This window comes from Pseudomonas sp. LBUM1655, assembly GCF_059716085.1.
The window spans coordinates 1,870,333-1,894,104 of record NZ_CP166801.1; the positions used below are offsets into that span (position 1 = coordinate 1,870,333).

Here is a 23,772-nt window from a genome sequence, read left to right on the forward strand (position 1 = left end):
CTGTAACTTGATTTAACACAGTCACGGGTATATACACGCACCATGCTTCCTTCTCAGTGTTTATGCACCAACCTGCGTCGCGCCGCTCGTGGCGTCAGCAGGCATTACGACGGCGCTCTCGATGGCTTCGGGATCAACGTTGCCCAGTATTCTTTGCTGTGCAATCTGCAACGTCTGGATCAACCGAGCATTTCTGAACTGGCCGAAGCCATGGGCCTGGATCGCAGCACCCTCGGGCGCAATCTGCGCGTGCTCGAAGGCGAAGGGCTGGTGGCGCTGGCTGAGGGCGAAGACATGCGCAACCGCATCGTCAAGCTCACCGATACCGGTGTGCAGCGCCTGGCGGCAGCTTTGCCGGCGTGGGAAGCGGCGCAGCAGCGGTTGATCGACCGCTTGGGTGCCGAGAAGCGTGAGACCTTGCTCAGACTGCTGGACGAACTGGCATAGCGCCGGTTTTTTCGGATTCAAGCGGGTATATACCCGCGACTGGAGAATAACAATGACATCGATGTGGCGTACGTGCGGTTGGGTGTTGCTGGGGAGTGCGCTGATCCTGGCGTTGTCATTGGGCGTGCGGCACGGTTTCGGTCTGTTTCTGTCGCCGATGAGCGCGCAGTTCGGCTGGGGGCGTGAAGTGTTCGCCTTCGCCATCGCCTTGCAGAACCTGATCTGGGGCCTGGCCCAGCCGTTCACTGGTGCGCTGGCCGACCGTTTCGGTGCGGCGAAAGTGGTATTGGTCGGCGGTGTGCTCTACGCCTTGGGCCTGGTGTGCATGGGCTTGTCCGACTCGGCGGTGACTCTCTCGCTGAGCGCCGGTTTGCTGATCGGTATCGGTTTGTCCGGCACCTCGTTCTCGGTGATCCTCGGCGTGGTCGGTCGCGCCGTGCCACCGGAGAAACGCAGCATGGGCATGGGCATTGCCAGCGCTGCGGGTTCTTTCGGCCAGTTCGCGATGTTGCCGGGTACGTTGGGGCTGATTGGCTGGCTCGGATGGTCCGCCGCGTTGCTGGTGTTGGGCCTGTTGGTGGCGATGATCGTGCCGCTGGTGAGCATGCTCAAGGACAAGCCGCTGCCGGTGCTCGGCCATGAGCAAACATTATCCGAGGCCCTGCGCGAAGCCTGTTCGCATTCCGGGTTCTGGCTGTTGGCGTTGGGCTTTTTTGTCTGTGGATTTCAGGTCGTTTTTATCGGTGTGCATCTGCCGGCGTATCTGGTCGATCAACACCTGCCGGCCACAGTCGGCACCACGGTGCTGGCGCTGATCGGCCTGTTCAACATCTTCGGCACCTACACGGCCGGATGGCTGGGTGGGCGCATGTCCAAGCCGCGCTTGCTGACGGCGCTGTATTTGTTGCGGGCAGTGGTGATCGTGTTGTTCTTGTGGTTGCCGGTGACGACGACAACGGCCTATCTGTTCGGCATGGCCATGGGGTTCTTGTGGCTGTCGACGGTGCCGTTGACCAACGGTACGGTGGCGACCTTGTTTGGCGTGCGAAACCTGTCCATGCTCGGTGGCATCGTGTTCCTGTTCCATCAGCTCGGTTCGTTCCTCGGCGGCTGGCTGGGCGGAGTGGTGTATGACCGTACCGGGAGTTATGACTTGATCTGGCAAGTGGCGGTGCTTCTGAGCCTGCTGGCGGCCGCGTTGAATTGGCCGGTGCGCGAGCGTCCGGTCGAGCGCCTGCAAGCGAGCGCCGTATGAGCCGACTCTGGCCACGTATTGCCGTCATCGCACTCGGCGGCGCCCTGCTGGCGCTGGTGTGGTGGGGCTGGCATCAGGGTGGTCTGGCCTTGATGCAGTTGGGCATGAGTATTTGCTAGAAAGAAGCCCGGCGAGTAACTTCATGGTTTGAAGACTTCTCAAGGATGCCCGACATGCTCAAGCGCTGGTGTGCTGTTCCCGCGTTGCTGATGGCGTTGACTGGCCTGGCTCAGGCCGCTGACTGTCCGGAATTGTTGCAAGGCTCGCTGCCCAAATTGCGCGCCAAGGAATCCATCGATCTGTGTCAACGCTATGCCGATAAACCGCTGGTAGTGATCAATACCGCCAGCTTCTGTGGTTTTGCGCCACAGTTCGAAGGCCTTGAGGCGCTCAATCAGCGCTACAAGGCGCAGGGGCTGGAAATGCTCGGCGTACCGTCGAACGACTTCAAACAAGAGTCCAAGGACAGCGCCGAGACCGCCAAGGTCTGCTACGCCAACTACGGCGTGACGTTCGCCATGACCGAGCCGCAAAAAGTACGCGGTGATGACGCCACGCATCTGTTCCAGGTGCTCGCTGCGCAGAGCAGTGCGCCGAAGTGGAATTTCTATAAGTACGTGGTCGATCGTCAGGGTAAAGTGATCGCCAATTTCTCCAGCCTGACCAAGCCCGATGATCCGGAATTTATTGCGGCGATCGAGAAGGCTATCGCTTCAAAACCACTGAAACCCTGATCGGCGCCCATGAAAAAGCCCCGCCTCTGCAAAGAGAGCGGGGCTTTTTAGTGGGCGAGGGATCAGCCTCGCCCAACAGCATCAGAAGCGGTAAGTAGCGCCGACACCGAAACCGTTTGCCGAGTTTTCATACTTGGAGTTGTAAGTCTGGCCACGATCGTTTTCGTTGCGAATGTTGACCGACTCTTCCTTCAGGTACGAGTAAGCGACGTCGATGGTCAGGTCTTCGGTCGGGCTCCAGCCAGCGCCGATGCTGAAGATGGTCCGGTCGCCGGTAGGGATGCGTGGCGAACGGTCGACGTTGTTGGTTGGCGACTGGTCGAAGGTCAGACCGGTACGCAGTACCCATTCCTTGTTCAACTGATACGAAGTACCGATTGCATAGGCCCAGCTGTCATGCCAGTTCTGGTCTTCGTTGATCTCGCCGAACTGGCCGGCCAGCGCCGGCTGTACGCCGGAGTTCTTGACGGTGATCTTCTCCAGCTGGCTCCAGCGGGTGAAGGTAGTACCGGCATAAACGTTCCAGCGGTCGTTGATCGCCTGGGTGACCGAGAGGTCGACGGACTCAGGTGTGGTGATCTTCAACGAAGCATCGTACTTCTGGCTCGGGTTCAGACCGGCCAAGGCCAGTACACCGTAGTTGACCTTGGTGTTGCCTTCGAGCTTGTAGTCGACTTTCGAGTGGTACGTCAGACCCACGCGGGTAGAGTCGGTGGCTTGTACCAGCAAGCCAACGTTGTAGCCCAGTGCGGTGTCGTCACCCTTGATCTTGACCTTGCCGTCTGGCGCTGCCTGAGTGATCGACAGGTTGGATTCCAACGAACCGTCGATGCGGTTGATGGTCGGGCCGAAACCGATCGACACCTTGTCGTTGAAGGCGTAGCTGACGGTTGGCTGGAAGGTGATGACTTGTACTTCGGACTTGCTGCCGAAGTAACGGCCGGCAAAGCCGTTTTCATAATCAGTGATCAGGCCGAACGGCACATAAACGCCGAGGCCGAATGCCCAATGATCATCAATCGGTTTGACGTAGAAGCCCATAGGTACAGCTGTGAAGGGCACCATGTCGCCTTTGTTGCTGCCGCCGTTGGGGCTGGAGCTGGCATTGCTGATATCGGTATGAGCATCGACAACGGCTACACCGCCGGTAACTTGTTCGCGCTTGATGCGCGACATGCCGGCGGGGTTGCCATAAACAGTACTTGCGTCGTCTGCAGAAGAAGATCGCCCGGCAAAACCAGTCCCCATCCCACTGATGCTTTGTTCGTTGAGGGCAAAGCCGGCCGCGAAAATTTGAGTGGAGGCAAGGGTAACGGCAAGGCTAAGGGTGGTTTTGAGCATGACTTTTTTCATTATTAGAACTCCTGGTGATCACCGGGGCGAAAATTACCAACATTTTCGCCTCAGCGCTATAGTCTGTATGCCTTGAGTTAGAGCGGTTTTGTAGGACAATCAGACCAAAATCACGACCGGTTGAGCGATCTTGTGAAACTGCTCGGTCAGCAAGCGACCTGATTCAGCGGTGAAACACAAGTTTGCCAGGCGTACGTGAAGTCACGCAGACGACCCTGAGGCTGGAAGGTCTGACGCCAGATGCGCGCCATGCCGAGCAGATCGTTCGGTTCGGGGAGGGTGGGGTTTTGTTCTTCTACCAATAGCCAGGCGATGGCTGTGGCGTAACGTAGATTGACGGTCAGTTCCAGGTGCGGGCCGCTTAGAAAGGCATGTTGACTGGCGAGCCCGCGAACCAGGCTGGCACGCTCCGGATCGAGCGCGAGGTAATCATCCCAGAGTGCCTGATGACGATGCTCGGCGATGCGATAGAGGCCGTGGCCACGGCGGTCATGCAGGGCTGATCCGAGGGCGGACTGGCTGGCGGCAATGCCCAGCAAAAGGGATTCGGCGGTTGCGCAGTGACGTCCCAGATAAATCAGCGTAGGACGGATCACATAGCGACACAGTTCGCTGGCAGCGATACCCATAAATCCCTCGGATCTTGTTATTGGGCGGCGAAACCTGAAGGGGGCCTTGGCAGCGGTGGATCGACTCAGGCTCGCCGGAAGCGGATCACGCCGCTTGAGTTGAAGTGTAGTGTCATATTCGCGACGTAAAGGCCTGTTTTTAAAATATTTCCGGCTGCGAGTTATAACCCTTATATCCGATGGTGCTTATGCGCCAAGAGTAAAAAGTGAAATATCAGGCAATAAAAAGCCCCGCGTTTTAAGCGAGGCTTTTGCTTTTGCTTTTGCTTTTGCAGCCTTTGCGGCTCTCAGGCAATCAATGCCTGACGGGTACGGTCGATCACGGCCTGCAGCGGTTCGGCGCTGGAGTATTGATCGGGGTACAGACGCTCGCTGTGGCGGGCGATCCCGTGTTCATTGACTACGGTGAAGCTGAAGCAACCTTTGCGAGCGGCCATGATCAGGCAGTTCATTGGAGCAAAAGCATTGGTTAGGGTGCGAATGGCATCCTGAGTATGGATTTGAGTAGACATAGTTATTAGGTGTTCCTACAAATGACACGGATAAGAACCGTGCAACGTTAAAACGTTCCAGTAATGTCGACCACCATTGGTCGAACAAAGAACCCGACTGGAACAAAGCAGCCAGTTTGAAGCGCTGATAATTTGGCGCGCTTGGGCTGGCAGGTAGGTACTTAGGAGGGCAGGCAACACATCAAGGGCAAAGGTTCTGGGCCCGGGGTGAAGATCCTGATCAATTTGCAGGTTGGTTCGGTCAGAGTAAGTAGCCTTCGCAACACCCTTTGCATTCATTCAAAGGCGGTGTCGTCGCAAGATTTACCTGGAAACCATCGAGGGGTCGTTCCCGCTTTTTTCGGTGAAGGCTTCTGTGAAGAAGATTGACCGTGGGGATGTGTTCGACCGGAATTGACTTTCAGCTTGGTACTAACGCCGCGGATACTAACGGATCGAAATGGGTAAAGCAAACTCTGCGGTGAAAAATATTGCAGGCGGGGGACAGATCTGCCTTGCGAGACGCTGGACTGCCCCGAACTGGCTCACATCTCGACCGTTGGTCGGTGAGGGATTTTTTGTAAAACCACGCGACAGAGCGGCTTATCCCCAGGATTACTGCCAAAACGACCCGAAAAAGCGCACCGATATAACCGGGTAACAGGTACTTGTGCACATTAGTTGCGCGCGCTGTAACGGCGCTGTCACATCAATCCTGACTCCGGTGGCTGCCTGTAACGAAAGTTTAAGTCAATGAAAAACATCGCTTTTTTTTGTTGGTGAAAAAATCGTCAGTTTGACTGCGAGCCCCATTCTACAAGGCTTTGCGACGGTTGGAGGGCGGTTGTCCACTGAGTTATCCACAGCTTCTGTGGATTGTCCCGAGCGCTTGCTCTAGGACGGGCGTGCCGGGTTATTTTTCGACTTTACCTGTAAGAAAAAGAGAGTAGAGTGGCGCGCCTTCCGATCTGTCCCACAGTGCTTTATGAAGTTTCGCTCAGTATCAGACTCTGTTACCTCAGAACCTCCCCGTGTTACCTCCCCTAAGCGATTTTCCGTGCGCGTTGCCGAGTGGCTGCTCGACAGCCCGCGCCTGAGCGACAGCCATAATGCCAAACACCTGGCCGGCCGCTTGCTCAAGCAACCGGCGCGCGAAGGCGTGGTCGCTGCGCAAAGCCGTCTCGGCCAGTTGATGTGCCGCGAGTGTGGCAATGCCCGGGATCGCCGGATCGGTCAGGATCTGTTACGCCAGGCCGCCCGCGCCGGCGATCACCGTGCGCAACAGGAACTTGGCCTCATCGAAGACTGAGCTGTCCAAGTTCTGACACCTTGGTTAACCTTCAGACTTTATCGGATCGGCAGGAGTGGCTATGGCTATGGACTTGACCAGCGTGCTGCTCGGTCTCGCAGGGGCGGGGCTGCCGCTGCTGGCGTTGGCCTGGCAACTGCAACGCCGGGCGAGCGACCGACAAGCCGAGGTGGCGTTGCTTGAAGAGCGGCTGGCCATGGCGCAACTGGCGCAGGACGGGCTCAACGCTCAACTCGATGCCAGCCGTGACGAAGTTGCCGATCTCGGCCAGGCCAACGCGGCCAAGCAAGCTGACCTGGCGGCTCTGCGCCGCGAAGTCGAGTTGCTGCAAATCGAGCGCGACGACGCCCGTGATGCCTCTCACGCCTGGAACCTCGAACGCGCCAACAAAGAGGCGGAACTGCGTCGCCTCGACGCTCAGGCGGCTTCGCTGAACGCCGAGCTGCGTGAACAACAGGAAAGCCATCAACAACGCCTCGACGACCTGCAAGGTTCGCGCGATGAGCTGCGTGCGCAGTTCGCCGAGCTGGCAGGCAAGATCTTCGACGAGCGCGAACAGCGTTTCGCCGAGACCAGTCAGCAGCGCCTTGGCCAGTTGCTCGATCCGTTGAAAGAACGCATTCAGTCTTTCGAAAAGCGCGTGGAGGAAAGCTATCAGGCCGAAGCCCGAGAGCGCTTCTCGCTGGCCAAGGAACTGGAGCGCTTGCAGGCGCTCAACCTGCGCCTGAGTGACGAAGCGACCAACCTGACCCGTGCACTGAAAGGCCAGAAAACCCAGGGCAACTGGGGCGAGCTGATCCTTGAGCGCGTGCTGGAACACGCAGGTCTCGAGAAGGGCCGCGAGTACCAGACCCAGGTCAACCTCAAAGGCCCGGATGGCGAGCGCTTCCAGCCGGATGTGATCATTTATCTGCCGGCCGACAAACAAGTGGTGGTCGACTCCAAGGTCAGCCTCACGGCGTATCAACAGTACGTTGCCGCCGACGACGACACGCTTGGGCAGATCGCGATCAAACAGCACGTGCTGTCCCTGCGCAATCACGTCAAAGGCCTCGCCGGCAAGGATTACAAGCGCCTGGAAGGCCTGCACAGTCTCGATTTCGTCTTGCTGTTCGTACCGATCGAAGCGGCGTTTTCGGCGGCATTGCAGGCCGAGCCTTCGTTGTTTCAGGAGGCGTTCGATCGCAACATCGTCATTGTCAGCCCGACCACGTTGCTGGCGACACTGCGCGTCATCGACAGCCTGTGGAAGCAGGAGCGCCAGAGTCAGAACGCCCGGGAAATCGCCGAGCGCGCCGGTTGGCTCTACGACAAGTTCGTGCTGTTCATTCAGGATCTGGACGAGGTCGGCAATCGCCTGCAACAACTGGACAAAGCCTACAGCTCAGCACGCAACAAACTGACAGAAGGGCGCGGCAACCTGGTCAGCCGCAGTGAGCAGCTCAAACTGCTGGGCGCACGGGCTAGCAAGAGCTTGCCGGCGGATCTGCTCGAGCGGGCGATGACGGATGTCGATGGGCTGGTTGAGTTGCCGGAATAAAGATCTTGTGCTTTTAAAGCGGCAAATACCGACTCAACAACGCCCGCAACGCCGCCGGCTTCACCGGTTTGGCCAGATAATCCAGACCCGCTGCATGCACCTGCGCGACCATCTCTGGTCGCCCATCGGCACTGATCACCACACCCGGCACCGGCTCACCCAGACGCGTACGCAACCACGCCATCAGTTCGGTGCCGGTATCGCCGTGATCCAGGTGATAGTCGACCAACGCCAGTTGCGGCCGCACCCCGTCACTGAGCAGCGCCTCACATTCCTCGCGATTGCGCGCTGTCCAGACCTGACAGCCCCAGCGACTCAACAGACTGTTCATGCCGATCAGAATGCTGTCTTCGTTGTCGATACACAGCACCCGTGCGCCGTTCGGCAACTTGCCATTCAACTCGACAGCAGCGCTCGCCGGCAGAGTCTGCGTGCGAGCCAGCGGCACACTGACACTGAACACGCTGCCGCGCCCTGGCCATGAACGTACACGCAGGGTATGGCCGAGTACGCGACACAAACCATCAGCGATCGCCAAGCCCAGTCCCAGACCTTTTTCGGCGCGGGTCTGATGGCTGTCGAGGCGTTTGAACTCTTCGAAAATCACCTGCTGCTTGTCTTCCGGAATACCCGGCCCGCGATCCCATACCTCCAGACACAACTCCCCACCACGTCGCCGCACACCCAGCAGCACCGGGCCTTTGGCGTAGCGGAAAGCGTTGGTCAGGAAGTTTTGCAGAATCCGCCGCAGCAACTTGATGTCGCTGTCGATGCGCAAATGGCTGCCACGCACACGGAAGCTCAAACCTTGTTCCTGCGCCAGCGCCTTGAACTCGGCACCTAGGGTGTCGAACAGCTCATTGACCACAAACGCCTTGCAATCCGGGTTGATCTTGCCGTTTTCCAGGCGGGAAATGTCCAGCAGATCACTGATCAGGTCTTCAGCTGAACGCAACGAGCTGTCGAGGTGGTGAACCAGTTTCTGCGCCTCGCTGCTCAAACCGTCGTCCTGATGGGAGAGGGCGGCAGAGAACAGCCGCGCGGCGTTCAACGGTTGCATCAAGTCATGGCTGACTGCCGCGAGAAAGCGGGTTTTCGACTGGTTGGCGGCCTCGGCGGTGCCCTTGGCTTCGGTCAAGGCGACGTTGAGTTGCGAGAGCTCTTGAGTCCGCTCACTGACCCGTTGCTCCAGCCCCTCGTTGGCCTCGGTCAGCGCCTGCTCGGCTTCACGGAACGCGGTGATGTCGGTAAAACTCATGACGAAACCGCCGCCGGGCATCGGGTTGCCGATCAGCTCGATCACCCGGCCGTTGGGGAACAGTCGTTCAGACGTATGCGCGCGGCCTTGACGCATCCAGTGCAGGCGTCGGGCGACGTGGACTTCCGCTTCGCCGGGGCCGCACAAACCGCGTTCGGCGTTGTAGCGAATGATGTCGGCGATTGGCCGGCCGACGCTGATCAGGCCGTCCGGGTAGTTGAACAGCTCCAGATAGCGCCGATTCCACGCCACCAGTTTCAGCGACTGGTCGACCACGCTGATGCCCTGGGTGATGTTCTCGATGGCGCCTTGCAGCAGGGCGCGGTTGAACTGCAACACTTCCGAGGCTTCGTCAGCAATTCGGACGACATCCTCCAACTGCATTTCCCGACCTTCGATGGCGGCTTTTACTACAGCTCTTGTCGAAGAGGCGCCGAGGACACCCGCCAGCAATCGCTCGGTGTGGGCGATCCATTCACCGTCGGCGTTCTGATTCGGGTTGAAGCCTTTGCCTTGGCGGTAAGCGAAACGGATAAAGCTTTGCCGCGCGCGTTCTTCACCGACAAAGCGTGCTGCCAGTTGCAGCAAATCATCAATCTGCACCGCCAGCATCGAGCGCGCACTCGGCCGGGCGCTGATTTCCTGGCCGATGAAACGCCCGGCCTGCCAGTGCTCCGACACACGTGTGCGAGACAGCACCGAAACCCAGGCGAACAACGTGAAGTTGCCCGCCAGCGACAGCACCACGCCTTGGGTCAACGGCGTGATTGGCAGATTCAACGGGTTGCTGTGCAGCCACGCCAGACCGGGGAACGTGTCCAGCGGCCAGCCGAGGCTGCGCGCGGCAATCGGCAGGATCAATGTGTAAAACCACAAGAAGGTGCCCGTAGCGAGACCGGCAAACACGCCGCGACGGTTGGCTTGTTTCCAGTACAGTGCGCCGAGCATGGCCGGGGCCAGTTGCGTCACCGCGGCGAAGGCGATCTGGCCGATGGTCGCCAGGCTGGCGGTGGAGCCGAGCAAGCGATAGGCGACGTAAGCCAGCAGCAGAATCACTACGATGCTGACTCGGCGCACCGACAGCATCCACTGGCGGAACACTTCAAACGGGCGCTCGGCGTTGTTGCGCCGCAATAGCCACGGCAACAGCATGTCGTTGGAGACCATGGTCGACAGCGCCACGCTGGCGACGATGACCATGCCGGTCGCCGCCGAAGCGCCGCCGATAAACGCCAGCATCGCCAGCGCCGGATGGGCCTGGGCCAGTGGGAGGCTGATCACGAACGAGTCCGGCAGCACATCGCTCGGCAGCAGCATCTGACCGGCGAGGGCGATAGGGACTACAAACAGCGCGGCCAAGGCGAGGTAAGCCGGAAACACCCATTTGGCCAGGCGCAGATCCTGCGGGTCGATGTTCTCGACCACCGTGACGTGAAACTGTCGTGGCAAACAAATGATCGCCATCATCGCCACGCCGGTCTGTACCACCATCGACGGCCAATTAATCGTTTCCTTCCAGTATTCCTCAAGGCGCGGGGCGAGCATCGCCTGATTGAACAAATCGTCGAAGCCGTCATACAGGCCATAAGTGACGAAGGCGCCGACGGCGAGAAACGCGAACAGCTTGACCAAAGACTCAAAGGCAATCGCCAGCACCATGCCACGGTGGTGTTCCGTGGCGTCGAGGTTGCGCGTGCCGAAGACGATGGTGAACAGCGCCAGCACCAGCGACACGATCAGCGCGGTGTCCTGGGCGCGGGTGCCCATCGCGTCGGCACCGGCGCCGATCAACAGGTTTACGCCGAGGACGATGCCTTTGAGTTGCAGGGCGATATAGGGGAGGACGCCGACCAGGCAGATCAGCGCCACGACTACCGCCAGCGATTGCGATTTGCCGTAGCGTGCGGCGATGAAGTCGGCGATGGAGGTTATGTTCTCCTGCTTGCTGATCATCACCATTTTTTGCAGAACCCACGGCGCGCCGACTAACAGCAAAATCGGCCCGAGGTAAATCGGCAGGAATGACCACAACTGTTCGGCGGCCTGACCAACCGCGCCGAAGAATGTCCAACTGGTGCAATAAACCGCCAGCGACAGGCTGTACACCCAGGCACGCACTCGCGGCGGCAGCGGCGCACTGCGACGGTCGCCGTAGAAGGCGATGGCGAACATGATGGCCATATAGGCCAGGGCGACGACGGCGATCAGCCCGGTGGACAACGGCATGCAACACTCCCGACAGAAGACTCCCCGGCACTCCTGCCCGGGCGGACAGTCTCGCATGAGTGCGGCGGTTAGTCAGTGTCGACCAAGGTCGTGGCGTGGCGGGGTGTCGCAGGTTTACAACCGGGTGATTTTTGGGGTGACCGGGCGGGGCTCTTCGCGAGCAGGCTCGCTCCCACAGAGTTCAGCATCGTTCACAAAATCTCTGTAGGAGCTGTCGAGTGAAACGAGGCAGCGATCTTTTGGTCTTCAAAATCAAGATCAACAGATCGCAGCGTGCCGCAGCTCCTACATGGCTATCGAGTCAATCCTGCTGCAATGCAATATCAATCAACCGATGCAGCTCTTCCACCTCCAGCGCCGACGCTGAAAACAGAATCCGGAACACCACCGGCGCCACCACCAGATTGATCAACCGATCAACACTCGGCGCCGTTTCATCGGGGTGCCGTTCGATGATGGTCTGCAACTGCGCCCCGATAATCGTCACGCAATACCCCGGCGTCGCGCTCGCCTGCACGTCGCGCATCATGTTGCGGCCCGGCTCCGAACTCATCTCGTCGAGGTATTGCTCGGCCCACGCGCGGACATCGCTACGCAGGCTACCGGTTTGCGCCGGCTCGCTGTCGGGACGCATGCGGGCGAGGGCGACGTCGGCCAGCAACGCCGCCAGATCACCCCAGCGCCGATAAATCGTCGACGGCGTCACCCCGGCGCGCGCCGCGATTTGCGGCACGGTCACAGTTGAACGCTCTTGTTCTTGCAGAAGCGCGCGGACTGCCGAGTGAATCGACTCTTGCACTCGGGCACTGCGACCGCCCGGGCGTAAACCTTCTTTAATAGCCATGCGGCAGACCTTAACACAAAGAATTTGCTTTAAGCGTTGGGCGGTAGCACACTCCGCAAAAGCAAAAAATTAGCTTTTGCGGAGTGTGCACATGAATAGTCCCGTTTCCCATCGCTCGAACCTGTGGTTTCTGGCGATCACCTTACTCAGTTTTCTCGCCGCTTCCACCGCGCCGACGCCGTTGTATCACCTGTATCAGGATCAACTGCACTTCTCGGCAGCGGTGCTGACCCTGATTTTCGGTGTCTACGCGTTGAGCCTGCTGGCGGCTCTACTGACCGTCGGTTCGCTCTCGGATCATTTGGGACGCAAACCGGTGATCTTCACCGCGGTGCTGCTCAATGCGCTGGCGATGTTGCTGTTTATCTATGCCGACAGCGTCAGTTGGTTGATCGGAGCGCGGGTACTGCAAGGTTTTGCCACCGGCATGGCCACTGCGGTGTTAAGTGCGACGCTGCTCGATACTGACCGCCAGCACGGGCCATTGATTAATAGCGTTGCCCCGTTGCTCGGGATGGCATTGGGGGCAATGGGCTGTGGTTTGCTGGCCGAATTTGCCCCGGCGCCGTTGCAACTGACTTACTGGCTGCTGCTCGCGCTGTTTGTGGGGCAGGCGTTGTACGTCTGGCGCCTGCCGGAAAGCATTACGCCGCAAGTCGGGGCGTGGGCCTCGTTGCGGCCGACTTTGCATGTACCGGTTCAGGCCCGTGCCACGTTGTGGCGAGTGCTGCCGCTGAACACCGCGACCTGGGCGCTCGGCGGTTTTTATGCATCGCTGGCGCCATCGCTGGTGCGCACCGCCACCGGTTCCACCTCCAACCTGATCGGTGGCGCGACCGTGGCGGCGTTGACAGTGACTGGTGCGCTGATGATTTTCACCTTGCGTAATGGTGCCGCCACTCGGGCTTTGCAGATAGGTGCAAGCTTGCTGCCGAGCGGTCTGGTGCTGATTCTGCTGGGTGTGCACAGCGCCAGTCTGTCGCTGTTTTTCCTCGGTACGCTGGTCGCCGGTTGTGGTTTTGGTTCAGGCTTCCTCGGCGCGGTACGCAGCCTGGTGCCGCTGGCATTGCCCCATGAACGGGCCGGGTTGATGTCGGCGTATTACGTGTTGAGCTATCTGGCGTTTTGCTTACCGGCTCTGCTGGCAGGACATTTCACCCATAGCCTCGGACTGCTTGCCATGACCGATGTGTATGGCGGGGTACTCATCGTACTGGCCGTCGGTGCTTTGTTGCTCAGTCTGCGTCCGCAACCGGCCAAGGTGTGCGGCGCTCCATAACCGCAGCGCTTTCGGTTAGCCTTGCCCCAGTCATTCTGTTCTCGGATCCACTCATGAAGATTATTCGCAGCAAGGCCTTCACCGCCGACCGAGCCTGGGGCGCACTCGATATCGCCAACATGAACGGCATCACCACACGTCTGCACTGGACCGATCAACCGTATAAATGGCACATCAATGACGGCGAAGAAGTGCTCGTGGTGCTCGATGGGCAAGTACAGATGCGCTATCGCGAAAACGGTGAGGAAAAGCAGACGTTGCTCGAAGTCGGAGACATCTTCCACGCCTCGGTCGGCACCGAACACGTCGCCCATCCGCAGGGCGCGGCGCGGATTCTGGTGATCGAGAGCGAAGGCAGCGTCTGACTGCTTATCTATAAAACAGATAACAGTTAGAGAAATTACCCGTTATATAGATATTCGATTCAGATCTACCATGGACTCAACCTCACCAGAGGACAGGAGTTCATGATGACTTGCCCTAACAGCGTTAAACCCGGCATCAAGCCGTTCAGCCAACTTCAGCATCCGCGCGAAGTGATCCGCCAATTCACCCCGAACTGGTTTGCCGCCACCATGGGCACCGGCGTGCTGGCTCTGGCGTTGGCGAATTTACCGGTCGCGATTCCGGGTTTACACGCCGTGGCCGAAGGGCTATGGCTGTTCAACATTCTGTTGTTCACGTTGTTTACCGCTGCCTATGCCGCCCGCTGGATACTGTTCTTCGATGAAGCGCGGCGGATTTTTGGCCACTCCACTGTGTCGATGTTCTTCGGCACCATTCCCATGGGCCTGGCGACAATCATTAACGGCTTTCTGCTGTTCGGCCTGCCGCGCTGGGGCAATGGCGTCATCCATCTCGCCGAAGTGCTGTGGTGGATTGACGTGGCGATGTCGCTGGCCTGTGGCGTGTTGATCCCCTACATGATGTTTACCCGTCAGGAACACAGCATCGACCAGATGACGGCCGTTTGGCTGTTGCCCGTGGTAGCCGCAGAAGTAGCTGCGGCCAGCGGTGGATTGCTCGCACCACACCTGAGCGATGCCCACTCGCAACTGGTGGTGCTGACCACAAGCTACGTGCTCTGGGCATTTTCCCTACCGGTCGCGTTCAGCATTCTGACGATCCTGTTGCTGCGCATGGCCCTGCACAAACTGCCCCACGAAAACATGGCCGCATCGAGCTGGCTGGCCCTGGGCCCGATCGGCACCGGTGCGCTGGGCATGCTGCTGCTGGGCGCTGATGCGCCGGCCATCTTCGCCGCCAACGGTTTGCCGGGCATTGGTGAAATCGCTGCGGGCCTTGGTTTGGTGGCCGGGATCACGCTGTGGGGTTTCGGTCTCTGGTGGATGCTGATGGCGCTGCTGATCACTGCTCGTTATCTGCGAGACGGCATTCCGTTCAACCTCGGTTGGTGGGGCTTTACCTTCCCGTTGGGCGTTTATTCGCTGGCAACGCTGAAACTTGCCAGCACCTTGAACCTCGGCTTTTTCAGTGTGGTTGGCTGCGTGCTGGTGGCGTTGCTGGCGGTGATGTGGCTGATTGTGGGCAAACGGACGGTGCAAGGTGCGTGGCGTGGCGAGCTGTTTGTCTCGCCCTGCATTGCAGGTTTGAAGAAATAACCTGAAAAGTTTAGGTAAGGTGTGGCCTGGATCGCGGTTCGAGATTCCAATACAAGAACCCAGGCCTCACTACCCAACATCAGGGAAACACGGAAGATGAGTCACCCCTCACAGTTCAACCTGCTGCGCACCCGGCGTTTCTTGCCGTTTTTCATCACGCAGTCGCTCGGTGCGTTCAACGACAACGTGTTTAAGCAGTCGCTGATCCTTGCCATTCTCTATCGGCTGACCATCGAGGGTGACCGCTCCATCTGGGTCAACTTGTGTGCGTTGCTGTTTATCCTGCCGTTCTTTCTGTTCTCGGCGCTGGCCGGGCAGTTCGGCGAGAAGTTCGCCAAGGACGCGCTGATCCGTCTGATCAAACTCGCGGAAATCGCGATCATGGCGGTAGGATCGGTCGGCTTCCTGTTCGATCATCTGTCGCTGATGCTGGTGGCGCTATTCGCCATGGGCACCCACTCGGCGCTGTTCGGGCCGGTGAAGTATTCGATCTTGCCGCAGGCGTTGCGTGAGGAAGAGTTGGTCGGCGGCAACGGTCTGGTGGAAATGGGCACATTCCTGGCGATTCTCGCCGGGACCATCGGCGCCGGGATCATCATGTCCTCGACCCACTACGCGCCGCTGGTGTCGATCGCCATCGTCGGCATTGCCGTGCTGGGTTATCTGGCCAGCCGCAGCATTCCCCGCGCAGCGGCGTCATCGCCCGAAATGCGCCTGAACTGGAATGTTTTCAGTCAGTCCTGGGCCACATTGAAACTAGGTTTGGGCCAGACGCCTGCGGTGTCGCGTTCGATTGTCGGCAACTCGTGGTTCTGGTTTGTCGGGGCGATTTATCTGACGCAGATCCCGGCCTACGCCAAGGAGTGGATGCACGGCGACGAAACCGTGGTCACCCTGATTCTAACGGTGTTCTCGGTGGGGATCGCGCTGGGCTCGATGCTTTGCGAGAAGCTCTCCGGGCGCAAAGTCGAGATCGGTCTGGTGCCATTCGGCTCGTTCGGTCTGACTGTGTTCGGTTTGCTGCTGTGGTGGCATTCCGGTGGAATTCCCGACAGCGTCACCGGCCATAGCTGGACCGAAGTGCTTGGCTTTGGCCACACCTGGGCGGTACTGGTCGACATCCTCGGCCTCGGTATTTTCGGCGGTTTCTACATTGTGCCGCTGTATGCATTGATCCAGTCGCGCACCGCCGAGAACGAGCGGGCGCGGGTGATCGCGGCCAACAACATTCTCAACGCGCTGTTTATGGTGGTGTCCGCCATCGTTTCAATCGTGCTGTTAAGCCTGGCCAAGCTGTCGATCCCGCAACTGTTCCTCGTGGTGTCGCTGCTGAACATCGGCGTCAACGCCTACATCTTCAAGATCGTCCCCGAGTTCAGCATGCGTTTCATGATCTGGCTGCTCAGCCATTCCATGTACCGCGTCGAGCATCGCAACCTTGAAGCGATCCCGGATGAAGGCGCGGCGTTGCTGGTGTGTAACCACGTGTCGTTTGTTGATGCGCTGTTGATTGGCGGCGCGGTGCGTCGGCCGATTCGCTTTGTCATGTACTACAAGATCTACAACCTGCCGGTACTGAACTTTATCTTCCGCACGGCGGGGACTATTCCGATTGCCGGACGCAACGAAGACATCCAGATCTACGAAAAGGCCTTCACCCGGATCGCCCAATATCTGAAGGACGGTGAACTGGTGTGCATTTTTCCGGAGGGCAAGTTGACGGCCGATGGCGAGATCAACGAGTTCAAGGGTGGGTTGACGCGGATTCTCGAGGAAACGCCGGTGCCGGTGATTCCGCTGGCATTGCAGGGGTTGTGGGGGAGTTTCTTCAGTCGCGATCCGAACAAGGGCGTGTTCCGCCGGTTGTGGTCGCGGGTGACGTTGGTGGCGGGAACGCCGGTGACGGTTGAGGCGGCAGAGCCATTGAGGTTGCAGGGGTTGGTGGGGGAGTTGCGGGGCACTGTTAGATAGTTGTCGCCTGATCTGGCCTCTTCGCGAGCAAGCTCGCTCCCACAGTTGGAATGCGTTCCCCTGTAGGAGTGAGCCTGCTCGCGATAGCGGTAGAGGCCTAAGCGCTGACCTTGAGCCCGATCAACCCGGTGATGATCAACGCCACACTGGCCAGCCGAATCAACGCCATTGACTCACCAAACAGAATGATCCCGGCAATCACCGTACCCACGGCACCCACGCCGGTCCAGATCGCGTAGGCCGTGCCCAGCGGCAATTCCTTCATCGCAAGGCCGAGCAGGCCAAGGCTGATGGCCATGGCCGCAACGGTCAGTGCAGTGGGAAGTGGACGGCTGAAGCCATCGGTGTATTTCAGGCCGACAGCCCAGCCAACTTCGAACAGGCCGGCGAAAAACAGAATGATCCAGGACATGAGAGACCTCCATCGATTGACGGGGTCGTCCCCAGATTAAAAAACTCGATCGAGCCGCGAGGTCGTCCCCGCGTTGCGCAATAGAGTGCCGCGCATTAACCCGGGGATCAAGTTTCCCGATCAGTCCGTAGCTCGTTGAGCCAGCGCCTGTTCATCTTCTTTCTCGCTCATCCGCCGGAAATAAGTGGAGAGCAACGCTCCGGAAATGTTGTGCCAGACGCTGAACAACGCGCTTGGCACCGCTGCCAGTGGCGAGAAGTGTGCGCTGGCCAGTGCGGCACCCAACCCCGAATTCTGCATGCCGACTTCCAGCGCCAGCGATTTGCGCTGAGCCAGCGGCAATTTGAATAGACGTCCGGTGAAGTAGCCCAGCAAGTAGCCGAAGCTGTTGTGCAGCATCACCACGGCCATGATCAGCAAACCGGATTCGGCGATTTTTGCCTGACTGGCGGCGACCACCGCAGTGACGATGATCACGATGCTGACCACCGACACCAGCGGCAATACATCCACCGCGTGACGCACCTTGTCACCGAGCAACCGTTGCGCCACCACGCCAAGGATGATCGGCAGCAGCACCACTTGCAGGATCGACCAGAACAGCTCCATGAACGATACCGGCAGCCACGCCGAAGCCAGCAGCCAGATCAGCGCCGGGGTCAGCAGCGGGGCGAGGAGGGTGGTGACGGCGGCGATGGCCACCGACAGTGCCAGATCACCGCGAGCCAGCCACGTCATCACGTTGGAAGAGGTGCCGCTTGGGCAGCAACCGACCAGAATCACGCCGACGGCGATTTCCGGGGGCAGGTGAAACACCTGGCAAAGCAACCACGCCACGCCGGGCATGATCACGAAGTGCGCAACCACGCCCAGCGCCACACGCAATGGATGGCGGGCGACAGCGGCGAAGTCGTCGAGTTTGAGCGTCAGACCCATGCCGAACATCACCAGTCCGAGCAGCGGCACGATCGCGCTTTTCAAGCCGAGGAACCACGAAGGTTGCAGGAAGGCCACGACGGCGAAAATCAGAACCCAGTAAGCGAAGGTATTGCCGACAAAGCGGCTGAGTGCAGCCAGTGCGCGCATGGCTTGTTCCTTGTTATGTGAAAGCGTTAGGAAGCTAAGCATACGGTGCTTGCAAAAAGATCGCAGCCTTCGGCAGCACCTACAGGAAAATGCATTCCAAATGCAGGCGCTGCCGAAGGCTGCGATCTTTTTTCAGGCACCCTCTATAGAAGAAGGTGCTTGCGAGAGGCTTTAGATCCCTTGCGGAGTCTCTTCACCACCCAACGCTTCAACCAGCGCCGGCAGGAAGTCGCCGAACGTCAGCATCATCAGGGTGAAGCTGGCATCCAGTTGGCCCAGGGCTTCGTCGCCGCCGTCCTGTTCCGCCTGATCCTGCAACAGATCTTCGAACTTCAGGCGCTTGACGGTCATCTTGTCGTCGAGCATGAACGACAATTTGTCCTGCCAGGCCAGCGACAGTTGAGTGACCACTTTGCCGGTACTCAGGTGCAGCTGGATTTCTTCGCTGGTCAGGTCCTGACGCTTGCAACGGACGATGCCGCCGTCTTCGTGGGTGTCGCGCAGTTCGCACTCGTCCAGCACGTAGAAGTCGTCAGCGGCTTTCTGCGTGGTAACCCAATCCGTCATGACCGCCGTTGGAGCCATCTTCACAGTCAGTGGGCGAACGGGCAGGGTGCCGATCACTTCACGCAAGGTCGACAGCAGGTCTTCGGCGCGTTTCGGGCTGGCCGAGTTGACCAGAATCAGCCCTTGCTTCGGCGCGATGGCGGCGAAGGTCGACGAGCGGCGGATAAAGGCGCGCGGCAGGAACGCCTGGATGATTTCATCCTTGATCTGGTCGCGTTCTTTCTTATAGACCTTGCGCATCTGCTCGGCTTCGATTTCTTCGACCTTTTCCTTGACCGCGTCGCGCACGACGCTGCCCGGCAGAATGCGTTCTTCTTTACGCGCAGAAATCAGCAGGAAATCACCGCTGATGTGCACCAGTGGAGCATCTTCGCCTTTGCCGAACGGCGCGACGAAGCCGTAGGTGGTCAACTCCTGGCTTGCACATGGACGCGCCAGTTTGGTGGCCAGTGCAGTTTCCAGCGCCTCGGCGTCGACAGGCAGGTCTTGGGTCAGGCGATAGATAAGCAGGTTTTTGAACCACATGGGGTGAGTCTCTCCTTTATACAAAGGGGGGCATTATTGTCTTCGCCGTGGCATAGGCCAACCCTTCTCTAAGCCTTTGGAAGGCCTGAGAAAATTATTTAAAAAAGTGCTTGCCAGAGGTGGGGTCGCTCCGTAGAATGCGCGCCACACCGAAGCGAAGGGTGATTAGCTCAGCTGGGAGAGCGTCTGCCTTACAAGCAGAATGTCGGCGGTTCGATCCCGTCATCACCCACCATTCGTTTCATGTGTTACGCGCAGCGGTAGTTCAGTCGGTTAGAATACCGGCCTGTCACGCCGGGGGTCGCGGGTTCGAGTCCCGTCCGCTGCGCCATATTCGGTAACCTGGAACGCTGAACGCCAGGTCACCACGGAAAAACCCGCTGAGGCGGGTTTTTTTCTGTCTCAAGTTTGTACGTTGTACCCGCGGGATGTGTCGTTTCATCGGTTTTCAGGTTTTTTTGAAAAAAACTTCAATTAAATCAACACTTTATGAAAACTTGTGGCATAATACGCCCCGTAACGAAGCGAAGGGTGATTAGCTCAGCTGGGAGAGCGTCTGCCTTACAAGCAGAATGTCGGCGGTTCGATCCCGTCATCACCCACCATTCGTTTCAAGCGTTTCGCGCAGCGGTAGTTCAGTCGGTTAGAATACCGGCCTGTCACGCCGGGGGTCGCGGGTTCGAGTCCCGTCCGCTGCGCCATATTCGGTAATCTGGAACACTGAACGCCAGATCACCACAGAAAGCCCGCCTAGTGCGGGCTTTTTGCTGTCTGGCGTTTGGGGTTTTTTCGCTGCATATATCTATGTAGTGCCTGCCAGACGTGCCACTTTCGGACAATGGGCAATGTTATTCGCTTGCTCAAGGCCTTGAGCAAAAAATCAGCGCCGGCGCTGTGAGTCCGCAAATGTTTGTCGACAAAGCCGCCAACGCCGGAATCCTCAGCGTTCTTCTTCCGAGCAAAACCTGGCCGCGTGTCGGAAAGGTTGCGGCATCATCCGCTGTGAAGAACGTACCGGCCAGGCATTGATCATTCGCCGTTACGCTGGTGGCGATAGTCGCTGACCGCTTCGTACACCGCTTTACGCAGTCGGTTGATTCCGCCTATCGGGCGATGTGCTTCGATGCCAAACCATGGGTTGAACGAAAGGTTGTCGCATAGGAGATTTTGCTGTGGTGTATCGAAATCCTGAGGTGGCAGGGTGATGCGGGCCACGGATTCGAACGGTGCATCTTGCTCGCGCCACTCGATGCTGGTGTCCTCGATCGGCATGTATTTATTGGCATCCTGGCGCTGGATCTGCAGCACGTAACAAGCAGGCACGCGATCCGTTGATAACTGCTGATTCAGGGCACCGCGCAGGAAGTTCGGCAAGTCGTGGTTCTGCTTGGGCAAGGTGTAGGTTGGGCAATTGTCCGGATCGGGCGTTACCCGAAATTTCACATTGGCCTCACCCAACTTGTAGGGCGATACCGAGAAGTAAGTCGTCCCGGTCGGACTGTCCGGCGGCGGCGACAGTGTTGCCAGCGCAATAAACAGATGGCGGATCTGCCAAGTGCGTGGATCCCATCCCGGAAAAAACGCCATGACCTTTTTACCGTCAGCCTGCGCCGCCACATTCTGACGATACTCGGCGACATCGCTGACAAAGAAGTTCGGGTGACTGAACATCACGAAGTCTTGTTCGCGCTGTTGCTGGCGGTTACCGAGCAGTTGCATGCCCGGCACGTCGAGCAACTTGATCGCCATGCCACGGGCGTCGCGCATGCTGTCGAACTGCGGATAGGCATTGCCATTGGACAGTCGAATCATCGCCTGCCAGGTTTTACCCGGCTCACTGAAGACACCCTGTCGCAATGACTGTGCCAGTTGCGGCAGAACCTGCACCTGCGCTTTCACACAACCATGGGCCTTGGCGTGAGCGTCGCGTAAATAGCGAGTGCCTTCGCGGTGTTGATCGACGATGCGCACGGCCGTCTGGATCACATCCTGAGTCATGGCCGACTCGTCTGGCGGAATCTGCTCCAGTGCTGAAACCGGGCCACGGTGCTGCCAGGCAAACCACGCCGTGGCGACGGCCCAGCCGAGCAGTCCGATGGCGAACACGATCAACAACGTTTTGCCCAGCAATCGTCCCAGCCACAACCAGACTCTGGCCAACAAAGGCAATTCTTTCTTGAAGGTCGAGATCATGGCAATTGCGCCTCGAGCGGGCCGCCCAGAACTTTCAGGTATTCCAGCAATGCCCAGCGTTCTTCGGGCTGCAACAGCCGGCCGATAACGCCATTGCCGCGCTCGCCGGCGCGGAATTCATGGCCGCTGTTGTGGTTGCCGGTAACCCGCGTGTCGAACACAAAACCATTGGTGAAGGCTTCGGTGCGGTAGCCCAGATGTCGCGGGTCGTATTCGAAGGTGCCTTTATAGAAGGTGGTGGCGCGCTCATCCTGCGGCGACAGCAATTGATAAATGCTTGGTACCGAACCGTTGTGCAGAAACGGCGCGGTAGCCCAGATGCCGGCCAGTGGGCGCGCCTTGTAGGCAACTTGTTCGCGAACGCCGATCGGCAGACCAAAACCGTCGAGCCCGGGTTTCTCCTCAGGCGTCACCTTCGCTTCGCGATAAGCGCGGTTTTCGACGAATGCGGTGACGTAAGCCAGGCCTTTAGCCACTGACAACTGGCTCAGATCGAGCGGTTGCGTCGGTGTTGGATGCAGCTTTACGTCCATCTTTTCCAGCTCTTTCAGATCCCATTGCAGCGCCGTCAGGTCGAAGCGGTGGGTGGCGATGTTGTTGGCGGCGTTCGGGTCGGTGCCGATGACATCCACGGGCACCATGCGCAAATGCTGCACCCATCGTTCGCCTTCCTGGGTTTTGCGTGGGACGTGGCAAGCGGCGCAGTTCTCTGTAAACAGCGCGCGTCCCTTGGCTGCCTGCGATCTGTCGACGGTGCCAAACAGAGCTTCCGGCCAGGCGGGTGGTTGTAGGCGTTGCAGGGTTTCTTCGATCTTGTGCAGGTCGCGTACACGGACGCTGGAAGCGTAACGGTCATCGCCTTGCAACGGCTGACCGTTGGCGTTGAAGAACTGCAGCGTGGCACCCACCCCCAATGCCTCGCCGATGTTGCGCGCCATAGGTTGTTGCGCCGAACCGTTCCACTGCACCCAGTCGAACGTCCACATATCCCATAGCTGCGGGTAGTCCACCGGCGCGTTGGCCACGCGATAGTTGGCGGGGGAGATGGCATCGCCGAACGTCGCGTTGGCAATCCGCCCGAAGGCATCGGCGCGGCCCGGGCCTTCCTCGGTGGGGTAGAGGCCGCGATGCGTGTCGTTCCACGCGACTTTCAGAAAGGTGTACAGCGAGCTTTTGAAATCCTTGCGCAATTGCTCGTGGCGGGCGTCGTAGTCATCGCCCAGCACCTGTTGGGCAAAGCGTTCGAATTTCCATGGGTTGAGGTAAGTCGAGGTCAGACTGGCGACCAATGCCTGTCCGAAACTGCCACCGCGTAGCGTAGGAACACTCGACGGCAGTACGTGCTGTGCCGAACCACCGTCAATGCGCACGGCCTGGCCGTTGAAGCGCAGTTCACCGGTGTGGCAAGCGGCACAAGTTATATCCAGATATTGCTCGGTGCTCCCGGGATTCTGGTGTCGCGCAAAGCCGACGGGCAGGTTGCCGGGATTGCCCGGCGTGGCTTTCTGTTGCGGATCGACGAGAAAACCGAAGCGCGCGAGGTATTCGGGGGCGGCGAAACGTTGCTGCGAAAAGGGCAACTCCAGCGCCTGAAACCACTCATAGCGCAGCCCTTTGACTTGCGTGCCCTGGGGCGTGAAGTAATAGGTCTGTCGTTCTTCTTCCGCCCACTGATTCAGGTAATGCACCTGCTGCGCGGGGGTGTAGAAGGGCATTTTCGGATTGGCCACGTAGTACAAAACCACCGCGAGGACGAGTCCCAGCAGCACGACGACCAGAGCCAGCACGCGGAATAAAAGGCGCAAGATAAACATCCTTGTCGAATTGTTGCGCTGTTATGCCTGAGCATGACCCTGCGTGGCAAGTGGCCATTACGCCAGATGTTGGGGGAATGTAAGTCGGTCGTTGTCGCGACCAGATGACATAAGCTTCATCATTGCTTTGCCCAAATGCGTTTTAATCCCTGAACTTATCGCAGGTTTACTGCTCTCATGCCGGTAGCCATTGGTCGTGGCGGCCTGATAAGCTCGC

General features: G+C 58.8%; 20 protein-coding genes and 4 tRNA genes. 14 read left to right on the forward strand and 10 right to left on the reverse strand.

From position 1 onward, the window contains the following. Positions 1-42: 42 nt before the first annotated feature. The 4 genes from ACA074_RS08420 to ACA074_RS08435 are packed head-to-tail and all read left to right on the forward strand — an operon-like array spanning position 43 to position 2,436. The gene (locus ACA074_RS08420; RefSeq protein WP_187677467.1) at positions 43-447 is read left to right on the forward strand and encodes a MarR family winged helix-turn-helix transcriptional regulator; all 405 of its coding nucleotides are present in this window, start codon (positions 43-45) and stop codon (positions 445-447) included. A gap of 52 nt (positions 448-499) precedes the next feature. After that, positions 500-1,702, forward strand: a complete 1,203-nt coding sequence (locus ACA074_RS08425) for an MFS transporter (RefSeq protein WP_401269883.1) — start codon at positions 500-502, stop codon at positions 1,700-1,702. Further along, a complete protein-coding gene (locus ACA074_RS08430) occupies positions 1,699-1,821 on the forward strand; it encodes a hypothetical protein (protein WP_305442146.1) in 123 nt (40 codons plus the stop codon). Before ACA074_RS08425 ends, ACA074_RS08430 begins: the two co-directional genes overlap by 4 nt. 54 nt (positions 1,822-1,875) lie before the next feature. Next, entirely contained in the window at positions 1,876-2,436 is a 561-nt protein-coding gene (locus ACA074_RS08435) for a glutathione peroxidase (RefSeq protein WP_497617147.1), read from the forward strand. Positions 2,437-2,517: 81 nt separating this feature from the next. Here the strand turns inward: ACA074_RS08435 and ACA074_RS08440 are convergent, their stop codons facing one another. The 3 genes from ACA074_RS08440 to ACA074_RS08450 all read right to left on the reverse strand — a co-directional run bounded on the left by ACA074_RS08440 (position 2,518) and on the right by ACA074_RS08450 (position 4,930). Beyond that, entirely contained in the window at positions 2,518-3,789 is a 1,272-nt protein-coding gene (locus ACA074_RS08440; RefSeq protein ID WP_187677470.1) for an OmpP1/FadL family transporter, read from the reverse strand. Between the two features lie 146 nt (positions 3,790-3,935). Then, positions 3,936-4,418: a hypothetical protein gene (locus ACA074_RS08445; RefSeq protein WP_401269879.1), complete on the reverse strand. Its 483-nt coding sequence runs from the start codon at positions 4,416-4,418 to the stop codon at positions 3,936-3,938. Positions 4,419-4,705: 287 nt separating this feature from the next. After that, a complete protein-coding gene (locus tag ACA074_RS08450; protein ID WP_003223079.1) occupies positions 4,706-4,930 on the reverse strand; it encodes a hypothetical protein in 225 nt (74 codons plus the stop codon). Positions 4,931-5,894: 964 nt separating this feature from the next. On the opposite strand from ACA074_RS08450, the gene ACA074_RS08455 reads away from it, so the two are divergent. Both ACA074_RS08455 and ACA074_RS08460 read left to right on the forward strand, forming a co-directional pair. After that, a complete protein-coding gene (locus ACA074_RS08455) occupies positions 5,895-6,218 on the forward strand; it encodes an SEL1-like repeat protein (protein ID WP_305442149.1) in 324 nt (107 codons plus the stop codon). A gap of 175 nt (positions 6,219-6,393) precedes the next feature. Beyond that, positions 6,394-7,758, forward strand: coding sequence for a DNA recombination protein RmuC (locus ACA074_RS08460; RefSeq protein ID WP_497679310.1), 1,365 nt, complete (start codon positions 6,394-6,396; stop codon positions 7,756-7,758). Between the two features lie 13 nt (positions 7,759-7,771). Here ACA074_RS08460 and ACA074_RS08465 read toward each other — a convergent pair whose 3' ends face one another. Together ACA074_RS08465 and ACA074_RS08470 are read right to left on the reverse strand one after the other, a co-directional pair. Then, a complete protein-coding gene (locus ACA074_RS08465) occupies positions 7,772-11,242 on the reverse strand; it encodes a hybrid sensor histidine kinase/response regulator (RefSeq protein ID WP_497678766.1) in 3,471 nt (1,156 codons plus the stop codon). Positions 11,243-11,543: 301 nt separating this feature from the next. After that, the gene (locus tag ACA074_RS08470) at positions 11,544-12,086 is read right to left on the reverse strand and encodes a TetR/AcrR family transcriptional regulator (protein ID WP_497678767.1); all 543 of its coding nucleotides are present in this window, start codon (positions 12,084-12,086) and stop codon (positions 11,544-11,546) included. A gap of 91 nt (positions 12,087-12,177) precedes the next feature. Here ACA074_RS08470 and ACA074_RS08475 point away from each other — a divergent pair, with 91 nt between their 5' ends. The 4 genes from ACA074_RS08475 to ACA074_RS08490 all read left to right on the forward strand — a co-directional run bounded on the left by ACA074_RS08475 (position 12,178) and on the right by ACA074_RS08490 (position 16,958). Next, entirely contained in the window at positions 12,178-13,365 is a 1,188-nt protein-coding gene (locus tag ACA074_RS08475; protein ID WP_401269870.1) for an MFS transporter, read from the forward strand. A 53-nt stretch (positions 13,366-13,418) separates the two neighbouring features. Then, the gene (locus tag ACA074_RS08480; protein WP_497678768.1) at positions 13,419-13,730 is read left to right on the forward strand and encodes a cupin domain-containing protein; all 312 of its coding nucleotides are present in this window, start codon (positions 13,419-13,421) and stop codon (positions 13,728-13,730) included. 105 nt (positions 13,731-13,835) lie between these two features. Continuing rightward, positions 13,836-14,987, forward strand: a complete 1,152-nt coding sequence (locus tag ACA074_RS08485) for a TDT family transporter (RefSeq protein ID WP_497678769.1) — start codon at positions 13,836-13,838, stop codon at positions 14,985-14,987. Positions 14,988-15,083: 96 nt separating this feature from the next. After that, positions 15,084-16,958 carry an MFS transporter gene (locus ACA074_RS08490; protein WP_497678770.1) on the forward strand — a complete coding sequence of 625 codons (1,875 nt, stop codon included), beginning with the start codon at positions 15,084-15,086 and terminating at the stop codon, positions 16,956-16,958. A 97-nt stretch (positions 16,959-17,055) separates the two neighbouring features. On the opposite strand, the gene sugE is transcribed toward ACA074_RS08490, so the two are convergent. From sugE to rdgC, 3 genes are all read right to left on the reverse strand, one after another. Then, a complete protein-coding gene (gene sugE, locus ACA074_RS08495) occupies positions 17,056-17,370 on the reverse strand; it encodes a quaternary ammonium compound efflux SMR transporter SugE (RefSeq protein WP_008077894.1) in 315 nt (104 codons plus the stop codon). Between the two features lie 120 nt (positions 17,371-17,490). Continuing rightward, a complete protein-coding gene (locus tag ACA074_RS08500) occupies positions 17,491-18,456 on the reverse strand; it encodes a bile acid:sodium symporter family protein (protein ID WP_497678771.1) in 966 nt (321 codons plus the stop codon). A gap of 171 nt (positions 18,457-18,627) precedes the next feature. After that, positions 18,628-19,548, reverse strand: a complete 921-nt coding sequence (gene rdgC, locus ACA074_RS08505; RefSeq protein ID WP_122593573.1) for a recombination-associated protein RdgC — start codon at positions 19,546-19,548, stop codon at positions 18,628-18,630. 159 nt (positions 19,549-19,707) lie between these two features. On the opposite strand from rdgC, the gene ACA074_RS08510 reads away from it, so the two are divergent. The 4 genes from ACA074_RS08510 to ACA074_RS08525 all read left to right on the forward strand — a co-directional run bounded on the left by ACA074_RS08510 (position 19,708) and on the right by ACA074_RS08525 (position 20,249). Next, positions 19,708-19,783: transfer RNA gene (locus ACA074_RS08510), tRNA-Val, on the forward strand. 19 nt (positions 19,784-19,802) lie between these two features. Continuing rightward, positions 19,803-19,879: transfer RNA gene (locus ACA074_RS08515), tRNA-Asp, on the forward strand. Positions 19,880-20,077: 198 nt separating this feature from the next. Next, positions 20,078-20,153: transfer RNA gene (locus ACA074_RS08520), tRNA-Val, on the forward strand. Positions 20,154-20,172: 19 nt separating this feature from the next. Next, positions 20,173-20,249, forward strand: a tRNA-Asp gene (locus ACA074_RS08525). 328 nt (positions 20,250-20,577) lie between these two features. On the opposite strand, the gene ACA074_RS08530 is transcribed toward ACA074_RS08525, so the two are convergent. Together ACA074_RS08530 and ACA074_RS08535 are read right to left on the reverse strand one after the other, a co-directional pair. Continuing rightward, positions 20,578-21,711 carry a catalase family protein gene (locus ACA074_RS08530; RefSeq protein ID WP_497659629.1) on the reverse strand — a complete coding sequence of 378 codons (1,134 nt, stop codon included), beginning with the start codon at positions 21,709-21,711 and terminating at the stop codon, positions 20,578-20,580. A 26-nt stretch (positions 21,712-21,737) separates the two neighbouring features. Then, positions 21,738-23,546: a di-heme-cytochrome C peroxidase gene (locus ACA074_RS08535; RefSeq protein ID WP_497658978.1), complete on the reverse strand. Its 1,809-nt coding sequence runs from the start codon at positions 23,544-23,546 to the stop codon at positions 21,738-21,740. Positions 23,547-23,772: the final 226 nt, after the last annotated feature.